Genomic DNA, 16,133 nt, shown 5'->3' on the forward strand with positions numbered 1-16,133 from the left:
TTTCTAGTGAAGAGTGAGGCGGTGAGGAAGGTAGACGCGGCGGTCGTTCGATCCGGCAATCCGACGATTATACCCAACAACGGCCCGTGCGCGACGAACGCGACAACTAGCGGCACAGCTTGCGTTGGGCGTCGGTGGCGCCGGACTGGCGCGGCAGCACCAGCTTGCAGGTGCCGAACGCCTCCTGCCACGGCCTGTCGGCGATCAGCGCGTCTACTTGCCGGTTGAGGAAATCCAGCAGCTCAGGCTGGTTGGGCGCGGTGAAAAAGGCCCGCTCGAACACGGTGCGCGGCTTGGGCGACAGATACAGCCAGTGATCGAGGTTGGCGAACTGCCGGTGAAAGCGCGGCAGCGAGCTGGCTTGCAGGAACGCCACCGACACCCTGCGCTGCTGCAATTTGAGCAGGTTGCGGGCTTCGGTGTCGGCGTCGTCGCGGGCCAGCTTGCCGTCCCTGACCAGCGGTTCCAGGTTCTTGTAGATGTAGCCCTGCACCGTGCCGATGCTGTGGCCGTAGAGCGAGCTGTCGTCCACGTAGTCCAGCGGGGCGCTGCGCAGCGAGGCCACCAGGTTGGCGTCGACCATGTAGTAGCGGCTCCAGCTCTGGCGCGCGGCCGAGGCGGCGAACCAGCGCGGATTGGCCCAGGCCACCACGCCCGGCCAGGCCGGTTGTTCCATCATCAACTCCAGCCGGCGGCGCGGCAGCTGGGTGGCGACGAAATGGTAGCGGCCGTTGGAGCGCTGCGTCAGCCAGGCGGCCATCTTGTCGGTCAGGCTGTCGGGCGTGCCGGCGGCGAAGGTGGGGTCGGCGTAGTAGACATACAACGGCACGCTCTCCGCCGCCGGCGCCAGGCGCCCAAGCAGCAGCAGCGCCAGGCCGGCGAGCCGTCTCCATGTCCTTGTTTTTATCATGCCGACCATACTAGCAGCATGCCGCGGCGGCGGCCAGCGTTGGCAATGCCGGCATGACGCAAGCGTGCATTTGGTAATATGGTTGCCTGCCGCCCACAGACCAAGCGAGACGACATGAACAGAGATGTCAGGAAATCGACGATCCACCGCGACAATCACCACGAACATGCGCTGCGCGGGATTTTAAAGCCCAACCGCTCCTGGACGTGCCTCCACCCCGGCTGCGCGGACAAATGCATCTATTCCCATGCGATTTCCAAGTCGATTTCGCTGGAGACGATCGCCGAGTCGGGGCATCTGCAGACCATCCGGTCGCAACGGCAGGGGGATATCAAGACGCTGGACTTCGACCGTATCGGGATCAAGCAAGCCAGCGCCTTCAACGGTTTTTGCGCAACGCATGACGATTTGTTCAAGAGCCTGGACACGCGGGAAATTATCGACTCCAAGAGCCTGTTCCTGCAGGCATACCGGTCTGTCATGGCCAAGTGCTGCACCGAATCGCGGATTGCCAAACTGATGTATGAGGGCCGCACGCAAACCGATATCGAAGCCTTCCTGGATACGCAGGCCGTGGACAATCCCATCTTCCGCGACGAGCGGGTCCGGGCCCAAGTCAGATCGCAATACAAGAACGTCGCGGACAGTGAGAAAAAGCGGGCTGAAGCGCTGATGCTTTTACCCGAAGAACTGCTGGAGAAATTCCACATCATCGAATCGAGGCCGCTGGACAATCTCGTGGCCGTGGCCACCGAGCAGTCCAGCCACACCATCGTCTTCCGGCGCGTGGGCTTCCGCATCCCGGTCGCGCTCAATGCCAAGCTCACCATCCTGGCCGGCAAGGTCTTGCAGAACTTCTACTTCACAGTCATCCCGTATGCAGCGGCCACCGTGGTCATGAGCGTTATGCCTGCGGCTATCAATGCCCGGGTGCGGAATCGGCTGGATCACGGCTTCTCTTCCGATATCGCCGCGCTCGACCTGGTGGAGTCGATCATCGCATGCTGCAACGAGTGGTATATGACGCCGTCGGTACTTGCCGAAATGTCCGGGGCAAAGCGCGAGGTGTTCCTGCATGACTCCATCTGCTACACCGACCAGCGCTTCTACGAGGAGTACGACATGACCCTGTTCGACGGTTTGCGGAAGACGATAGCGCAGCAGCATCCGGAGAGCGCCGCGCAACTGCGGCTGGACCAGATCGACGTGATCCCCCAGCGCGAAGACTTCGCGATACGCCACAAGCGGATGATGGAGGCGCTGGTGTCGCAGTCAGTCAAATTGCACGCGCTGGATAGCGCACGTTCGGCCTAGCCGGCCTTGGCAAACATGGCCGCCATCTCGGTGACGTCGCGGCCGACGCCGCGATAGCCGGTGAAGCGGCCGGTCTCGTCGAACATCGGCTCGCCGCTCACCTGCAGGTATTGCACCACGCCGTCGATGGTCCGGCTGTAGACGAAATCCAGGAAGGCCTTGCGCTCGTCTATGTTCTCTTGCAACAGCGCGTGCTCGGCCACGTCCCAGCCGCCGGTGTCGCTGCCGCCTATGCCCACCATGTCGGCCACCGGGCCGGACCAGTTGGTCAACTTGCCGTCGGCATCCTGTTCCCAGTACCAGTCGGTCGACAGTTCGGCGAAGCGCTGGAAGCGCGCCTCGCTGGCGCGCAATTGCGCCGTGCGTTCCAGCACCGTGTATTCCAGCTGCTGGTTGTAGCGCTGCAGCTTGCGGTGCAATAGCCGCACTTCCAGCAGGTTGCGGATGCGGGTTTCCACTTCGACCAGCTCGAACGGCTTGCCGACGAAATCCTTGGCGCCGGCCTGCAACGCGCGCAGCTTGTGGTTGGGCTGCGCCGTGACCACCAGCACCGGCACATAGCCGTCCGGCTCGATATCCTTGAGCGCTTCCAGCACGGCGAAGCCATCCATGCCGGGCATTTGCAGGTCCAGCAGGATCAGGTCGTAGTGGTTCTTCTGGTGCAGGTCGCAGACGGCAAACGGATCCATCGTGCTGGTGACGCGGGTGTAGCCGGCGTTGGCCAGCATCTGCTCCAGCAGCAGGACGTTGGCTTCCTGGTCGTCGACGATCAGGATCTCGGCGTGCAGTATTTCTGATGGCTCGATCATGATGCGACCTCCGGTGGTTGGCTAAGACGGCTGCCATCGGCAGCGAATTCAAGTGCAAAATCCAGGGCGCTCATGAATTCAACCACATTGATCGGCTTGGTGAGATAGCGCAGGAATCCCGCCTCCACCCCTTTTTCTATGTCGCGCGGCATGGCGTTGGCCGACAGCGCCATCACCGGGATGTGCGCGGTGGTGGCGTCATCCCGCAAGATCTTGAGACAGCCGTAGCCGCTCACGCCCGGCAAGTTAATGTCCATCAAAATCACATCGGGCTGGTAGGCGCGCGCCAGCTGGATGCCGGTGTGGCCGTCGATCGCGGTCAGCAGCTTGAGATCGCTGCGGCGCTGTATCAACTGCTCCACCAGGGTCAGGTTGGCGGGATTGTCCTCGATGTACAGCAGCGTCTTCATCGCCGCGCCATTGCTGGCGCCCAGCGCCAACGGCGCATCGAAGGCCGCGGCCTCCAGCACCGGCTCGCTGCTGGCGGTCAGCTCGATCCAGAACGTGGTGCCGACGCCGACTTCGCTCTCGACGCCGATGGCGCCGCCCATCAACTCGGTCAGCTGCTTGGTCACGACCAGGCCGATGCCGGTGCCCTCTTCCGCGCCGTCTTCCTGGCCCAGGCGGTTGAACGGCTGGAACAGCTGCTCCGTCTGTTCACTGGTCAGGCCGGCGCCGGTATCGGTCACGCTGATGCGCACCATGCCTTCGCGGCCGGCCGTGCATTCGACCGTCACCTTGCCGCCGTGGCGGTTGTACTTGATGGCGTTGGACAGCAGGTTGATCATCACCTGCTTGACGCGCGTGCGGTCGGCGTGCACGAAGAAGGGTTCGCTGAGCGAGGCGAAGAACAAACGGATGCCGCGCTTTTCCGCCTGCGGCCCGATCAGGGCCTGGCAATCGCGCAGCACCTCGGACAGGCCCATCGACTCCTGCGACATCGTCACCTTGCCGGACTCAATCATGGCCAGGTCGAGGATCTCGTTGATCAGCTGCAGCAGATACCAGCCGCCCTTGAGGATCTGGTCCAGCGAGCGCTGCTGCGACGGGCTCGGCGGCGGCTTGTCCGACGCCAGCAGCTGCGCGAAACCCAGCACCGCATTGAGCGGCGTGCGCAGCTCGTGGCTCATGCCCGACAGGAAATCCGACTTGGCGCGATTGGCCTTGTCGGCCACCGCGCGCGCCGCTTCCAGCTCCACATTGGTTTCCTGCAGCGCCAGTTGCTGCTCGCGCAGGCGCTTGTCCAGCACGGCCTGCTCGCGCTCGACTTCCTTGCGCGCCGTATTGTCCGTGCCCATCAGCAGATAGCCGATGATTTTTTCCTCGGCGTCGCGCAGCGCGCTGACCGAGACGATGGCCGGGAAGCGGCTGCCATCCTTGCGGATATAGGTCAGCTCGTAGATGTCTTCGATGCCGCGCGAAGCCTTGAACACCAGCGCGTCAAAGCCCGGCCGGATGGTGGTTCCCAATTCCTGGCTGAGCGCGGCGGCGCGGGCCACCACTTCCTGCGCATCGGAAATGCCGGCCGGCGTGATGCGGTTCACCACCTCGGCCGCGCTGTAGCCCAGCATGCGCTCGGCGCCGACGTTGAAGATCTGGATCACGCCCTGCGCGTCGGTGGCGATGCTGGAGAAGTTGGCGCTGTTGTGGATCGCCAGTTGCAGCGCATCGGCCTTGAGCAAGGGGCTGCCGTGGAGTGGATTGGTTTTCATTGCGGTTCCTGACGTTGGCGTACGTCTGACATCAGGCGCGCGAATTCTTTTTTGACGACTTCATAGCATTCACAGACATCGCCCTCCAGCCCGATCCGGTCCAGCACCGAGATGTGGCCGCGGCGGTTGCTGATAAAGCCCTTGGCCTGCAGGCGTCCCGCCGCCACCGTCACCCCTTCGCGCCGCACGCCCAGCATGGTGGCGATCAGCTCCTGGGTCATGGTCAGCTCGCTGGTGGGCAGGCGGTCCAGCGTCAGCAGCAGCCAGCGGCACAGCTGCTGTTCCAGCGTGTGATGGCGGTTGCAGATCGCCGTCTGCGACATCTGGGTGAGCAGCGCCTGGGTGTAGCGCAGCAGCAGCCGCATGACCGGGCCGGCCAGGTTGAACTCGTCGAGCAGGATCTGCGACTTGAGGCGGTAGCCATGGCCGGCGGTCTGCACCACGGCGCGGCTGGGCGTCGTGTTGCCGCCCATGAAGAGCGAGATGCCGAGGATGCCCTCGTTGCCGACGCCGGCGATCTCGGACGAGCTGCCGTTCTCCAGCACATAGTGCAGCGAGACGATGGCCGAGGTCGGGAAATAGACGTGGTTAAGCTTGCCGCCCGATTCGTACAGCACATCGCCCAGCCGCATCATGATCGGCTCCAGATGCGGCGACAGGCGGGCGTACTCGGCGTCCAGCAGCGCGGCCAGCAAATGGTTTTGATTGGGGTTGTTGAGACGCATGAAACATTCCTTGTTCCAGTCGTCATCTAGGCGGGGGGCGGGGACGGCAAACGATGGCCGTCAGACACAGTAACACACTTCTTCACATTGCAAGGCGGCGTACCGGATCGGCACGCCGCCCGCGCAGGATCAGGCGCGGCGGCGCGCGATCGCGCCGAGCAGCAGCAAGCCGCCGGCCAGCATCGCGTACGACGACGGTTCCGGCACGGAACTCACCGAGAAATGGATATTGTCGATGCCGACGTTGTAGGCGCTGTCATGCCACAGGATGCTCAGGCCGCTGGCCGACGACACGTTGGCGAACAGCGTCGTTGCCGAATTGCCGGTCGGGATAATGCCGTCAAAGCTGAACAGCACCGGGCCGCCGATCGCCGACACCGTCACGGACGTGGTGTGCGCCACGCCGCCATAAGTGCCGAGGTCGAAGCGCGACAGGCTCACCACCTGGCCGGCTTGCGGCACGAAATCGATGCGCGCGGCCGAATGGGCATCGCTGGCGCCGGCGTACAGCACGCCATGCAGGGCGTTGTAGCCGGCGTCCCACCAGTTGAGCGTACCGTGGCCGGTGTAGGGTGCGGCGTATTGCACGTCGACGACGCCGGCGACGTCGCCGTAGGATTGCGCGATGCTGCCGTTGCCATTGGAGCAGTCTTGACGCGTGCCGTAGCCGCTGCCATTGGCGGTGCAGTTCAGCTTGTAGTCGAAGTCGAGCGTGTAATCGGCCGCGTGCGCGGTGCCGCCCAGCGCCAGCACAGCGCCCAGGATGAGGAATGATTTTTTCATGTTGGCTGCCTTGGATTGGTATCAAAAATGAAACGTGGGCACTATATCATGAATTGTCATTTCAACATTTTTCCACCTGGCGCGCTGCTACGGCGCCGCGCGCGGCAAGCGTTCGCCGTTGAGCAGCCCCCATGCCAGCACCGCCATCACCTGCGTCGCCTGCGTCAGGTCGGCCTCGACGATGTGATCGATCGAGTCGGCCTGGCTGTGCTGGGTGTGGGTGCGGTAGTCGCGCAGATCCTGGATCGGCGGGAAGGTGGGGATGCCCTTGGCGGCGAACGGTTCGAAATCCGACCCGCCAGCCATGCCGTAGACGATATCGATGCCGCCCAGCGGCTTGGCGGGGGGCTGCGCGGCTTGCAAGCTGGCGTACCAGGCCTCCTGCTTCATGTCGAAGAAGCCGGTGATGCGGCCGGCGCCGCTGTCCTGCACCAGCACCGCCTGGATTTTCGACAGCTCGTCCGCGTGCGCGGCGACGTAGGCCTTGCTGCCCAGCAGGCCCTGCTCCTCGCCCGAGAACAGCACCACGCGCAGCGTGCGTTTCGGCTGCAGGTTCTGGACGTGCATGGCGCGCAGGATCTCCATCATGGTGACAACGCCGGCGCCGTTGTCGGTGGCGCCGGAGCCCAGGTCCCACGAATCGAGATGCGCGCCGAGCACGACCATTTCGCCCGATGGATCCGTCCCGGGAAAGTCCGCCACCACGTTGTAGGCGTTGATGGGCCTGGCGCCGAAACGGCCGCCCAGTTCCATCGCCACGCGCGGCGCGCGGCCGCGCGCCAGCAGGCGCTTGAGCACATTCGCATGCTCGCTGGAGATGATGCCGGCGTTGCGGTCGAACAGCGAGTTCGGACCGCCCCACATCTCCTGCAGGCTGTTGCTCTTCGTCGAGACGAACAGCACGCCGGCGAAGCGCGCATCGTCGATGGTCTTTCTGGATTCGGCCAGATAGCGCGGCAGATTCTTGCGCTGTTCCGGCGTGGCCTTGGGCACCGATTCCAGCAGCACGATCTTGCCTTTCAGCGGAGCCGATGCGGCCTTGAACTCGTCCCAGGTCTTGACGTCCAACACCGCGACCTCGCCCTTGACCACGCCTGAGGTGCCGGAGGTCCAGGCCTTCTGCACGACATCGAGCTGCATGCCGTTGGCGTTGAGCAGACGCGCGCGGGCGATGCCGCGCAGCCAGGGGCGGCCCATGTCATAGCCTTCCAGATGCGCGTTCGCGGCGCCATAGCTGGCCAGCCGTTGCACAGCCCATTGCTGGGCGGCGCGCAGCTGGGCCGAGCCGGTCAGGCGCGGGCCGACGTCGTCGCAAATCTCTTCCAGATTCGGCATCAAACGGGACCGCTGGCCGATCTCTTCGATCAGCCGGTTCTCTGCGGAAGAGGACGCAGGCTGCGCGTGCGCAAGGCCTGCGCCCAGCAGCAGCGCCGCTGCCAGGATATGTCGTCGCAAGGGCATGGCTGGCCTCAGCGCTTGGGCATGGGCGGCAGCGCGCGGACGAAGGCGAGCAGCGTGCCTTTGTCGCGGGCGGCGATGGCTTCGTCCAATTGCGCGGAACGATTGTCGGGACGGGCGGCAAGCAAGCTTTCATAAGCGCGCAGCACGCCTTCCAGGCCGGCGACGGTCTTGGCTTCGAAATCGTCCTTGTTCTTTTGCGGATCGTGGATCTGGTGCTGGACCTGGTAAGCCGCGGTGCTCACCATGTGCTGGAAGATGACAGCGCGTTTCACGTCGCCCTTGGCGGCGCCGTTCATCAGCCAGAACGCGCCCTGGTCGGGACCGAAGCTGTAGTCGGGCACATCGTCCGACCATTTCTGGAACCAGCGGCCATCGGCGGACGCCATCGTGGCCAGGGGATCTTTGTCGGACGCTGCGGCGATCTGGACGACGCGCGCGATTTCTTCCGGCGTCGCCGGGCCGCGGCTGTCGGCGGCCAGGGCGGAGGACAGCATGCCGCCGCTGACGGCGAGGATGGTGCACAAGCGGGTGAAGAGGCGATACATAGTCATGGTTCAGGCTCCTGTGAGTGTGGATGATCGAACGAGGATCGCCACACTCACAGCAAGCGCTGTGCCACTTGCTAAGTCGTTGATGCTGCGGGGGTTTCACTCTTGCCAGGCCGCGCGCAAGTGTACGCTTCCGAACAAGATCGACCGCAGGCGGACAGGTGCCGCGAACCCTATCGCCGAAGTTTTCGCCCGGTGCTACGCACGGCGCAGATGAAACCAAGACCGGCCAGCCACATCACATAAGACTCCGGCTCAGGGACGGCGCTGGTAAAGGTCATCGAGTAAGACAGATTCGTGTTCGGCGACGCAGAAAACCATCCGGCAGGAATCCCATTTCCAGGAGCGGCGCCGAAGAATCGAACGTAGGCTTGACCGCCCAACGGGTCAGTCACCGCATTCCCCGCGAGCATGACACCTGGCGTAGCTGATGGCACACCCCGGCTGCTCAGGTAGGCAATATATTGCTGCCCTCGTTGCAGAGTGACGCTGATATTCTGCGCACTCACGGGCTGACCGGGGTTATACGGCAGCAAGGTGGAATACAAGGGAACCCCAACCGAATCGACGCCACTCCATGCGGATATGATGAAGTCCACGTCCCCATGGCTGTTATCCGGATAGTGCGCGGAGAAGAATGAAAAGTTAGTCAAATGCGACTCCGGCGCCGTAAATACCTCGCCCACCTCGACGGTATCAAATCCTATGAAATAGCCATAAGAGCCATCGTTGGTATTGCTATAGGTTGCAGCCTTTGAACTAGCGGAAAAAAATGCAATGGCGATGACCGCGCCTGACAGCAGCTTGCTAACAGTACCTGACATAATTTTCCGCCTTGTAAAGAGTATTTAACTGAAATATTGAATTTACGCCATTGTCATATAAGTATCAATTTGTATCTCTGCATTGTCGCCGCTGCAAACAACAATAAAAAAAGCCGCGGAATTCGCGGCTTTAAGAGGTCACTCGTGAGACTGTCAGACGTTGAACAGGAAGTTCAGCACGTCGCCATCCTTGACCACGTATTCCTTGCCCTCGGCGCGCATCTTGCCCGCTTCCTTGGCGCCGCCTTCACCCTTGTACTGGATGTAGTCGTCGTAGGCGATGGTTTGCGCGCGGATGAAGCCGCGTTCGAAGTCGGTGTGGATCACGCCGGCCGCTTGCGGTGCGGTGTCGCCGATGTGGATGGTCCAGGCGCGCACTTCTTTCACGCCGGCGGTGAAGTAGGTCTGCAGACCCAGCAGCTTGTAGGCGGCGCGGATCAGACGGTCCAGGCCTGGCTCTTCCATGCCCATGTCGCTCAGGAAGGCGGTCTTGTCGGCGTCGTCCAGGTCGGCGATTTCCGCTTCGATCGACGCGCAGATGGCGACGATAGGCGCGTTCTGGGTGGCGGCGTAGGCGGTCAGCTGGTCCAGCAGCGGGTTGTTGGTGAAGCCGGTGTCGGATACGTTGGCCACGTACATGGCCGGCTTGGCGGTGATCAGGCACAGCGGCTTGATCAGGGCCATTTCATCGGCGTCCAGGCCCATGGCGCGCACAGGCTTGGCTTCGTTCAGGTGCGGCACGATGCGCTCCATGATGGCCAGCAGCTTGGCGGCGTCCTTGTCGCCGGAACGGGCTTTCTTGTTTTCGCGGTGGATGGCTTTTTCCACGGTGCCCAGGTCAGCCAGCGCCAGCTCGGTCTGGATCACTTCGATATCGTCCAGCGGGCTGACCTTGCCGGCCACGTGGATCACGTTGTCATCTTCGAAGCAGCGCACGACGTTGACGATGGCGTCGGTTTCGCGGATGTGCGACAGGAACTGGTTGCCCAGGCCCTCGCCCTGCGACGCGCCCGCCACCAGGCCGGCGATGTCGACGAACTCGACGATGGCGTTGACCATGCGTTCCGGCTTGACGATGTCGGCCAGCGCGCCCATGCGCGGATCCGGCACTTCGACCACGCCGACGTTAGGCTCGATGGTGCAGAACGGATAGTTCTCGGCCGGGATGCCGGCCTTGGTCAGGGCGTTGAAGAGGGTGGACTTGCCGACGTTAGGCAGGCCGACGATGCCGCATTGGAGACTCATGAAAAACCTTTAATTATCAATTTCGCCGGCAAGCGGCTGGTGAAAAACGGCCGCCGAGGGGCGTTTTCTGGAAATTCGTGCTTTTTAAAGCGTTCAAGGGTCAATTGTACCTCCCTCGCCCCCACTCTTCAAAAAAACCGGCCATGAACGGCATTCCGCCGGAGCAAAATAAGCCGGAGCAACACTCCAAAAAGGAATGGTGGACTTATTGCCGTATAGCACTATCATACAGACAGTGCCACCCGCCGGAGTCCACGCCATGTCCGCAATCGCCGAGACGGCCCCGATCTACATGCGCAGCAGGCGATTCGATCGCCTGTTCGTGCTGGGCATACCTTTGCTGGCCCTGACGATGGGCGCGCTGGCGCTCGGCTATCCGCAATACGTGGTGCTGATACTCACGCTGGACCTGGCGTTGCTTGGCTACCATCATGTCATTTCCACCTACACCCGGCTGCTGTTCGACATGAAGTCGGCCCGCCAGCACTGGGCCCTGCTGCTGCCACTGCCGGTGGCCGTGTTCGCCGGCGTCTACCTGCTGATACGCTGGGGCGGCGTAACGGCGGTCGCCACGCTGTACATGCATTGGCAGTGGTATCACTACACGCGGCAGAGCGAAGGCATCAACAAAGCCTACGGCATGAAGACGCGCAGCGCCCAGGCCGGCAATGCCATGTTCAACCGTGTCACCTTTTACCTGGTGCCGGTGGCGGCTTTCCTGATGATGAGCGCGCGCCCGGAATCGACCTTCCTGGGCATCGAAGTGTGGAAGCTGCCGGCGCCGCAGTGGCTGGCGCAGTCCGCGCTGGCGGCGGCGGGCGCCTGCCTGGCGTGGTGGCTGGCGGCGCAGCTGCGGGCGCTGCGCGCGGGCACGCTGGGGCTGCTGCATTTCGCCTACCTGTGTTCGCACTACGTGATCTACCTGGTGTCCTATGCAGCGATCCGCGACATCACGACCGGCTGGCTGGTCATCAACGTGTGGCATAACGCGCAGTACATCGCCTTTGTCTGGCTGTTCAATTCCAACCAGTTCAAGGGCGGCATCAACCGGCAGCAACTGGCGCTGTCCTGGCTCAGCCAGGAAGGCCGCTGGCCGCTCTACCTGATGGCCTGCGTGGCGCTGACCGGCGTGGTGTACCGCTCCATCGACGCCTCCAATGCCTGGTTCGCCAACTACACCATGGTGCCGCTGGTCGTCATCGCCTACCAGGGCATCAACTTCCATCACTACATCGTCGACTCGATCATCTGGAAGCTGCGCAAGCGCGATGTGCAAAGCGCATTGAAGATAGGCTGACCATGCCCGTCTCCGAGCGCAAGGGACTGGCCGGCAATCCCGGGCGCTACCCGGTGCTCGACGCGCTGCGCGCGGTGGCGATCCTGCTGGTGCTGGCGCGGCATTGGGCGATGGCGTCGCAGGGCGCTTTCGGCATCGTGCCCGGCGGTCCGCTGGCGGTGCTGTCGCTCAATGGCTGGCTGGGCGTGGACTTGTTCTTTGTGTTGAGCGGATTTTTGATCGGCACGCATTTCGCCGGGCCGCAGGCGCAGCCTTTCAGCCGCGCCGCCGTGCTGGACTTCTACCGGCGGCGCGCGTTCCGCACGCTGCCGCTGTACTGGGGCGTGATCCTGCTGTGCTGGCTGGCCGCACCGTGGCAGCCGGGCGCCGCGTTCACCAGTTTGTCGTTCGTCACCCACCTGTTGTTCCTGCAGGATTATCTCGGCTCGGATGTCATGGTCACGCTGTGGTCGCTGGCGGTGGAGGAGAAGTTTTACCTGGCCGCGCCGCTGCTGTTGTTCCTGCTGCTGCGGCTGCGTACCGGCATCGCCTGCGTGCTGCTGGCGGCGGCCATGGGGCTGGTGTGCCGGTCCATGCTGGCCGGCGCGGCGGGCGTTGCGCCGGGCGACTATGCGGCCTTCTTCTGGATGGTGCGCGCGCCGTTCCACCATGCGGTGCCGGGCATCCTTGCGGGCGTGATGGTCGCCGTACAGCACGGCGCATCCAGCACGCGTCAGGCGCCGCGTCCGTTGTTCGTGGCGCTGGCCGTGCTGCCGCTGATGCTGCTCATGTACCGCGATTGGCTGGGGCATGGCGACTGGCCGGCGGTCTGCTGGATCATCGTGCTGTCGTCCTGCCTGTTTGCGCTGCTGGTGCGCTGCGGCCTGGCCGTCAATCGCCGGCTGCCTGCGTTTGGCGCGGCGCGGCCGTTGCGCTACATCGCCAGGCTGTCGTATGCGCTGTATCTGGTGCACTACCCGCTGATCGAACCGGCCATGCTGGCGTGCCGGGCGCTGTCCCGCGGCTTGGCGCCGGCAACGGCCAGCCTGCTGTTCCTGGCGGTCTACGGCGCCATGTCCTGGGCCGCCGCGTGGCTGCTGCACGTGGCGCTGGAGCGCCCCTTCCTGCTGCTGCGCGACCGGCGGCGCGCTGGCGAACGGCCGGTCGCGATCTGACTCAGGCGATGTCCATCCGCTCTTTGACGAACAGCGCCGTGATCATGCCGATCACGCTCACCGCGATGACGTAGTAGGCCGGCGCCAGCGGATTATTCTTCAGCATCAGCGCCACCACCACCGGCGTCAGGCCGCCGAAGATCGCGTACGACAGGTTGTACGAGAAGGACAGGCCCGAGAACCGCACCTGCGCCGGGAAGGCCTTGACCAGCACGCAAGGCACGGCGCCGACCACGCCGACGCTGAAGCCGACCAGCGCATACAACGGCAGCAGCAGATCAGGGCTACCCTTGATGGTGGTGTAGAACACATAGGTGCAGACCGCCAGCAGCAAGGCGCCGCCGAACAGGGTGGTGCGCGCGCCGATGCGGTCGGCCAGCACGCCGGCCACCAGGCAGCCTATCGACAGGCACAGCGTCGCCACGGTATTGGCCACCAGCGAGGTATGCGGATCGAAGCCGTAGATTTTTTGCAGCAGCGTCGGCGTCATCAGGATGACCACGACGATGGCGGCCGACAGCATCCACGTCAGCAGCATCGAGATCACGACCGGGCCGCGATGGTTGCGCAGCACGGTCTTGAGCGGCATTTCGGCGGCCAGCGCCTTGCGCTGTTGCAGCTCGGCGAACACCGGCGTTTCATGCAGCCAGCGGCGCAGGTACATCGCGCCCAGGCCGAAGATGCCGCCCAGCAGGAACGGCAGGCGCCAGGCGCCATCAGCCACCTGGTCCGGCGTGAAGGCGGTGTTGATGCCGGTGGCGACCACCGAACCCAGCAGGATGCCGGCAGTCAGGCCCGCAGTCAGCGTACCGCAGGCATAGCCGATATGGCGGGCCGGCACGTGCTCCGAAACGAACACCCACGCGCCAGGCACTTCGCCGCCGACCGCCGCGCCCTGCATCACGCGCAGCAGCAACAGCAGCACAGGCGCGGCCAGGCCGATGCTGGCATAGGTCGGCAACAGGCCCATCAGCAAGGTCGGCACGGCCATCAGCAGGATGGACATGGTGAACATTCTTTTCCGTCCCAGCAAGTCGCCGAAGTGGGCCATGATGATGCCGCCCAGCGGACGCACCACGTAGCCGGCGGCGAAGATGCCGAAGGTCTGCAAGACCCGCAGCCAGTCCGGCATCGACGGCGGGAAGAACAGCTTGCCGAGCACGGCGGTGAAGAACACGAAAATAACGAAGTCGTAGAACTCCAGGGCGCCGCCCAGGGCCGACAATGACAGGGTCTTGTAGTCCTGCCGGGTGAGTGCGCGCGCCGGCGCGGCGTGTGCCTCCTTCCTTGCGTGCGGGGCCACTGCGGTTGCGCTATCTTCTATGTGCATGTTTTCGTCTCGCTTTTTATACTGGTCTCGTTTTTATGGGTGTGCCGGTTCGCGGCATCCATAGAATACGCAATTTTTCCCGCGATGAGTAAACCGGATCGACAAATGCTAGACTGCTGGGCGCAAATCATCTCAACTCCGAGGACACCTATGCCATCTGCACGCCCGCTCGCCGCGCTGACCACTTCCGCCCTGATTGCCGCCCTGCTGATCGGAGCGCCGCCGGCGCAGGCCGCCGCCAAACCGGCCCACACGCAGCAGGCCGGGGTGGGAGCGAAACTCGCACAGAAGCAGCTGGCGAAGCTGGCTGCGGCCTTCCACATGGCGCGCTGCAAGTTCGAGCCGCTGCTGTTCGCCACCGCCAACGGCGACAGCCGCTACGATGACCAGCTCGGCCTGAGCATCTCGCCCAAGGTGCGCGCGCAGCAGTTCACGCTGTACCGCCAGATGCAGAAGCAGCTGATGACGGTGCGCCGCGACCAGCTCGGCCAGCAGGACCAACTGACCTACGACCTGCTGTCGTATGAACTGAACAACGCGATGCAACTGGAGTCCTTCCCCGAACACCTGCTGCCGCTGAACCACTTCGACAACGTCATCACCACGCTGGCCAACTACGCCGACGGCAACGGTTCGCAGCCGCTGGGTACGGTCAAGCAGCAGCAGGCCTACCTGAGCCGACTGAACCAGCTGCCGGCATGGATAGACCAGGCCATCGCCAACATGAAGCTGGGCATACGCAGCGGCATCGTGCAGCCGAAGGCGATCACGGTGGCGATGCTGCCGCAGTTCCAGAACCTGCGCAGCGCAACGCCGGAAACCAGCATCTACTACTCGCCGGCGACGCGCCTGCCGGCCGGCTTCTCCGCCGCCGACAAGCAGAAACTGACGGCCGCCTACCTGAAGGCAGTCGACGCCAAGATCGCGCCGGCGCTGAACCGTCTGGTGAGTTTCCTGGAAAATGAATACCTGCCGGCCAGCCGCGCCAGCACCGGCTGGAGCGCGCTGCCGAACGGCGCCGCCTGGTACGCCGCGCGCATCAAGGACAGCACCAACCTGCCGCTGATGCCGGACGCGGTGCACGCGCTGGGCCTGAAGGAAGTGGCGCGCATCCAGCAGCAGCTGGCCGCGCTCGGTCCCAAGCTGGGCTACGACGGTCCGGAAAAACAATTGCCGCAGTGGGTGGCGGCGCAGGATAAATTCAAGATCTTCAGCACCGACGAGCAGGTGCTGGACGCTTACCGCGAAATATATGGCACCGTGCAGACCAAGCTGCCGACCTACTTCAGCCTGGTCCCGAAAGCCAAGCTGGAGCTGCACCTGGAGCCGGAGCTGACGCGCGCCACGGCGTCCGACCACTACACGCCGTCGGCGGCGGACGGCTCGCATCCGGGCGTGTTCTGGCCTGTGGTCAACGATCCGAAGAAATACAGCCGGGTCGACATGGTCAGCCTGTTCCTGCACGAAGGCGTGCCGGGCCACCACCTGCACGCGGCGCTGCTGAAGGAGCTGGATTTGCCGGACTTCCGCAAGTTCAGCACGGAGAATCCGAACAGCGCGGCCTATACCGAAGGCTGGGCGCTGTACTCGGAGACACTGGGCCGCGAGATGGGCTTGTATGAAGATCCGGTGGCCTACTACGGCCACCTGAACGCGGAGATGCTGCGTGCGGCGCGGCTGGTGGTCGACACCGGCATGCACGCCAAGGGCTGGAGCCGCGAGCAAGCCATCACCTATCTGGCGGACACGCTGGGCTGGAGCGAGGCGCGCGCCAAGAACCAGATCGAGCGCTACATGGTGTGGCCTGCGCAGGCGCTGAGCTACAAGATCGGCTCGCTGAAGATCCTGGAACTGCGGGCGCGTGCGCAGCAGGCGCTGGGCGACAAGTTCAGCTACCAGAAATTCCACGAGGTCGTGATCGGCGACGGTACGTTGCCGCTGCCGATCCTGGAAGCCCGCGTGGACCGCTGGATCGCTAGCAATAAATAAGGCGTTGAAACATTGAGCGTTTCGATTGAGGC

14 protein-coding genes are annotated in these 16,133 nt (G+C 63.8%); 4 read left to right on the top strand and 10 right to left on the bottom strand.

Annotated elements, in window-relative coordinates; all coding sequences use genetic code 11:
* Positions 1-106 precede the first annotated feature (106 nt).
* Positions 107-910 carry a type 2 periplasmic-binding domain-containing protein gene (locus GEV01_RS28675; protein ID WP_175023274.1) on the bottom strand — a complete coding sequence of 268 codons (804 nt, stop codon included), beginning with the start codon at positions 908-910 and terminating at the stop codon, positions 107-109.
* Between the two features lie 114 nt (positions 911-1,024).
* Between GEV01_RS28675 and GEV01_RS28680 the strand changes: the two genes are divergently transcribed.
* Positions 1,025-2,224, top strand: coding sequence for a hypothetical protein (locus GEV01_RS28680; RefSeq protein WP_152809543.1), 1,200 nt, complete (start codon positions 1,025-1,027; stop codon positions 2,222-2,224).
* Here the strand turns inward: GEV01_RS28680 and GEV01_RS28685 are convergent.
* From GEV01_RS28685 to ychF, 8 genes are all read right to left on the bottom strand, one after another.
* Positions 2,221-3,033 carry a response regulator gene (locus GEV01_RS28685; protein ID WP_152809545.1) on the bottom strand — a complete coding sequence of 271 codons (813 nt, stop codon included), beginning with the start codon at positions 3,031-3,033 and terminating at the stop codon, positions 2,221-2,223. The genes GEV01_RS28680 and GEV01_RS28685 overlap by 4 nt on opposite strands.
* On the bottom strand, positions 3,030-4,745 hold the full coding sequence (locus tag GEV01_RS28690; RefSeq protein ID WP_152809547.1) for a hybrid sensor histidine kinase/response regulator: 1,716 nt from the start codon (positions 4,743-4,745) through the stop codon (positions 3,030-3,032). Before GEV01_RS28690 ends, GEV01_RS28685 begins: the two co-directional genes overlap by 4 nt.
* A complete protein-coding gene (locus GEV01_RS28695) occupies positions 4,742-5,470 on the bottom strand; it encodes a Crp/Fnr family transcriptional regulator (RefSeq protein WP_152809549.1) in 729 nt (242 codons plus the stop codon). Before GEV01_RS28695 ends, GEV01_RS28690 begins: the two co-directional genes overlap by 4 nt.
* 129 nt (positions 5,471-5,599) lie before the next feature.
* Positions 5,600-6,253, bottom strand: a complete 654-nt coding sequence (locus GEV01_RS28700; protein WP_152809551.1) for a PEP-CTERM sorting domain-containing protein — start codon at positions 6,251-6,253, stop codon at positions 5,600-5,602.
* Between the two features lie 87 nt (positions 6,254-6,340).
* The gene (locus GEV01_RS28705; RefSeq protein ID WP_152809553.1) at positions 6,341-7,714 is read right to left on the bottom strand and encodes a M20/M25/M40 family metallo-hydrolase; all 1,374 of its coding nucleotides are present in this window, start codon (positions 7,712-7,714) and stop codon (positions 6,341-6,343) included.
* Positions 7,715-7,722: 8 nt separating this feature from the next.
* Positions 7,723-8,265: a hypothetical protein gene (locus GEV01_RS28710; RefSeq protein ID WP_152809555.1), complete on the bottom strand. Its 543-nt coding sequence runs from the start codon at positions 8,263-8,265 to the stop codon at positions 7,723-7,725.
* A 170-nt stretch (positions 8,266-8,435) separates the two neighbouring features.
* A complete protein-coding gene (locus GEV01_RS28715; protein ID WP_152809558.1) occupies positions 8,436-9,086 on the bottom strand; it encodes a PEP-CTERM sorting domain-containing protein in 651 nt (216 codons plus the stop codon).
* Positions 9,087-9,239: 153 nt separating this feature from the next.
* On the bottom strand, positions 9,240-10,331 hold the full coding sequence (gene ychF, locus GEV01_RS28720) for a redox-regulated ATPase YchF (RefSeq protein ID WP_152809560.1): 1,092 nt from the start codon (positions 10,329-10,331) through the stop codon (positions 9,240-9,242).
* A 259-nt stretch (positions 10,332-10,590) separates the two neighbouring features.
* On the opposite strand from ychF, the gene GEV01_RS28725 reads away from it, so the two are divergent.
* The gene (locus tag GEV01_RS28725) at positions 10,591-11,628 is read left to right on the top strand and encodes a hypothetical protein (protein ID WP_152809562.1); all 1,038 of its coding nucleotides are present in this window, start codon (positions 10,591-10,593) and stop codon (positions 11,626-11,628) included.
* 2 nt (positions 11,629-11,630) lie between these two features.
* The gene (locus tag GEV01_RS28730) at positions 11,631-12,782 is read left to right on the top strand and encodes an acyltransferase family protein (protein WP_152809564.1); all 1,152 of its coding nucleotides are present in this window, start codon (positions 11,631-11,633) and stop codon (positions 12,780-12,782) included.
* A 1-nt stretch (position 12,783) separates the two neighbouring features.
* Here GEV01_RS28730 and GEV01_RS28735 read toward each other — a convergent pair whose 3' ends face one another.
* Positions 12,784-14,112, bottom strand: coding sequence for an MFS transporter (locus tag GEV01_RS28735; protein WP_152809566.1), 1,329 nt, complete (start codon positions 14,110-14,112; stop codon positions 12,784-12,786).
* Between the two features lie 150 nt (positions 14,113-14,262).
* Here GEV01_RS28735 and GEV01_RS28740 point away from each other — a divergent pair, with 150 nt between their 5' ends.
* Positions 14,263-16,101, top strand: coding sequence for a DUF885 domain-containing protein (locus GEV01_RS28740; protein WP_152809568.1), 1,839 nt, complete (start codon positions 14,263-14,265; stop codon positions 16,099-16,101).
* Positions 16,102-16,133: the final 32 nt, after the last annotated feature.

This window comes from Rugamonas rivuli (assembly GCF_009380165.1).
Lineage (GTDB): Bacteria > Pseudomonadota > Gammaproteobacteria > Burkholderiales > Burkholderiaceae_D > Rugamonas > Rugamonas rivuli.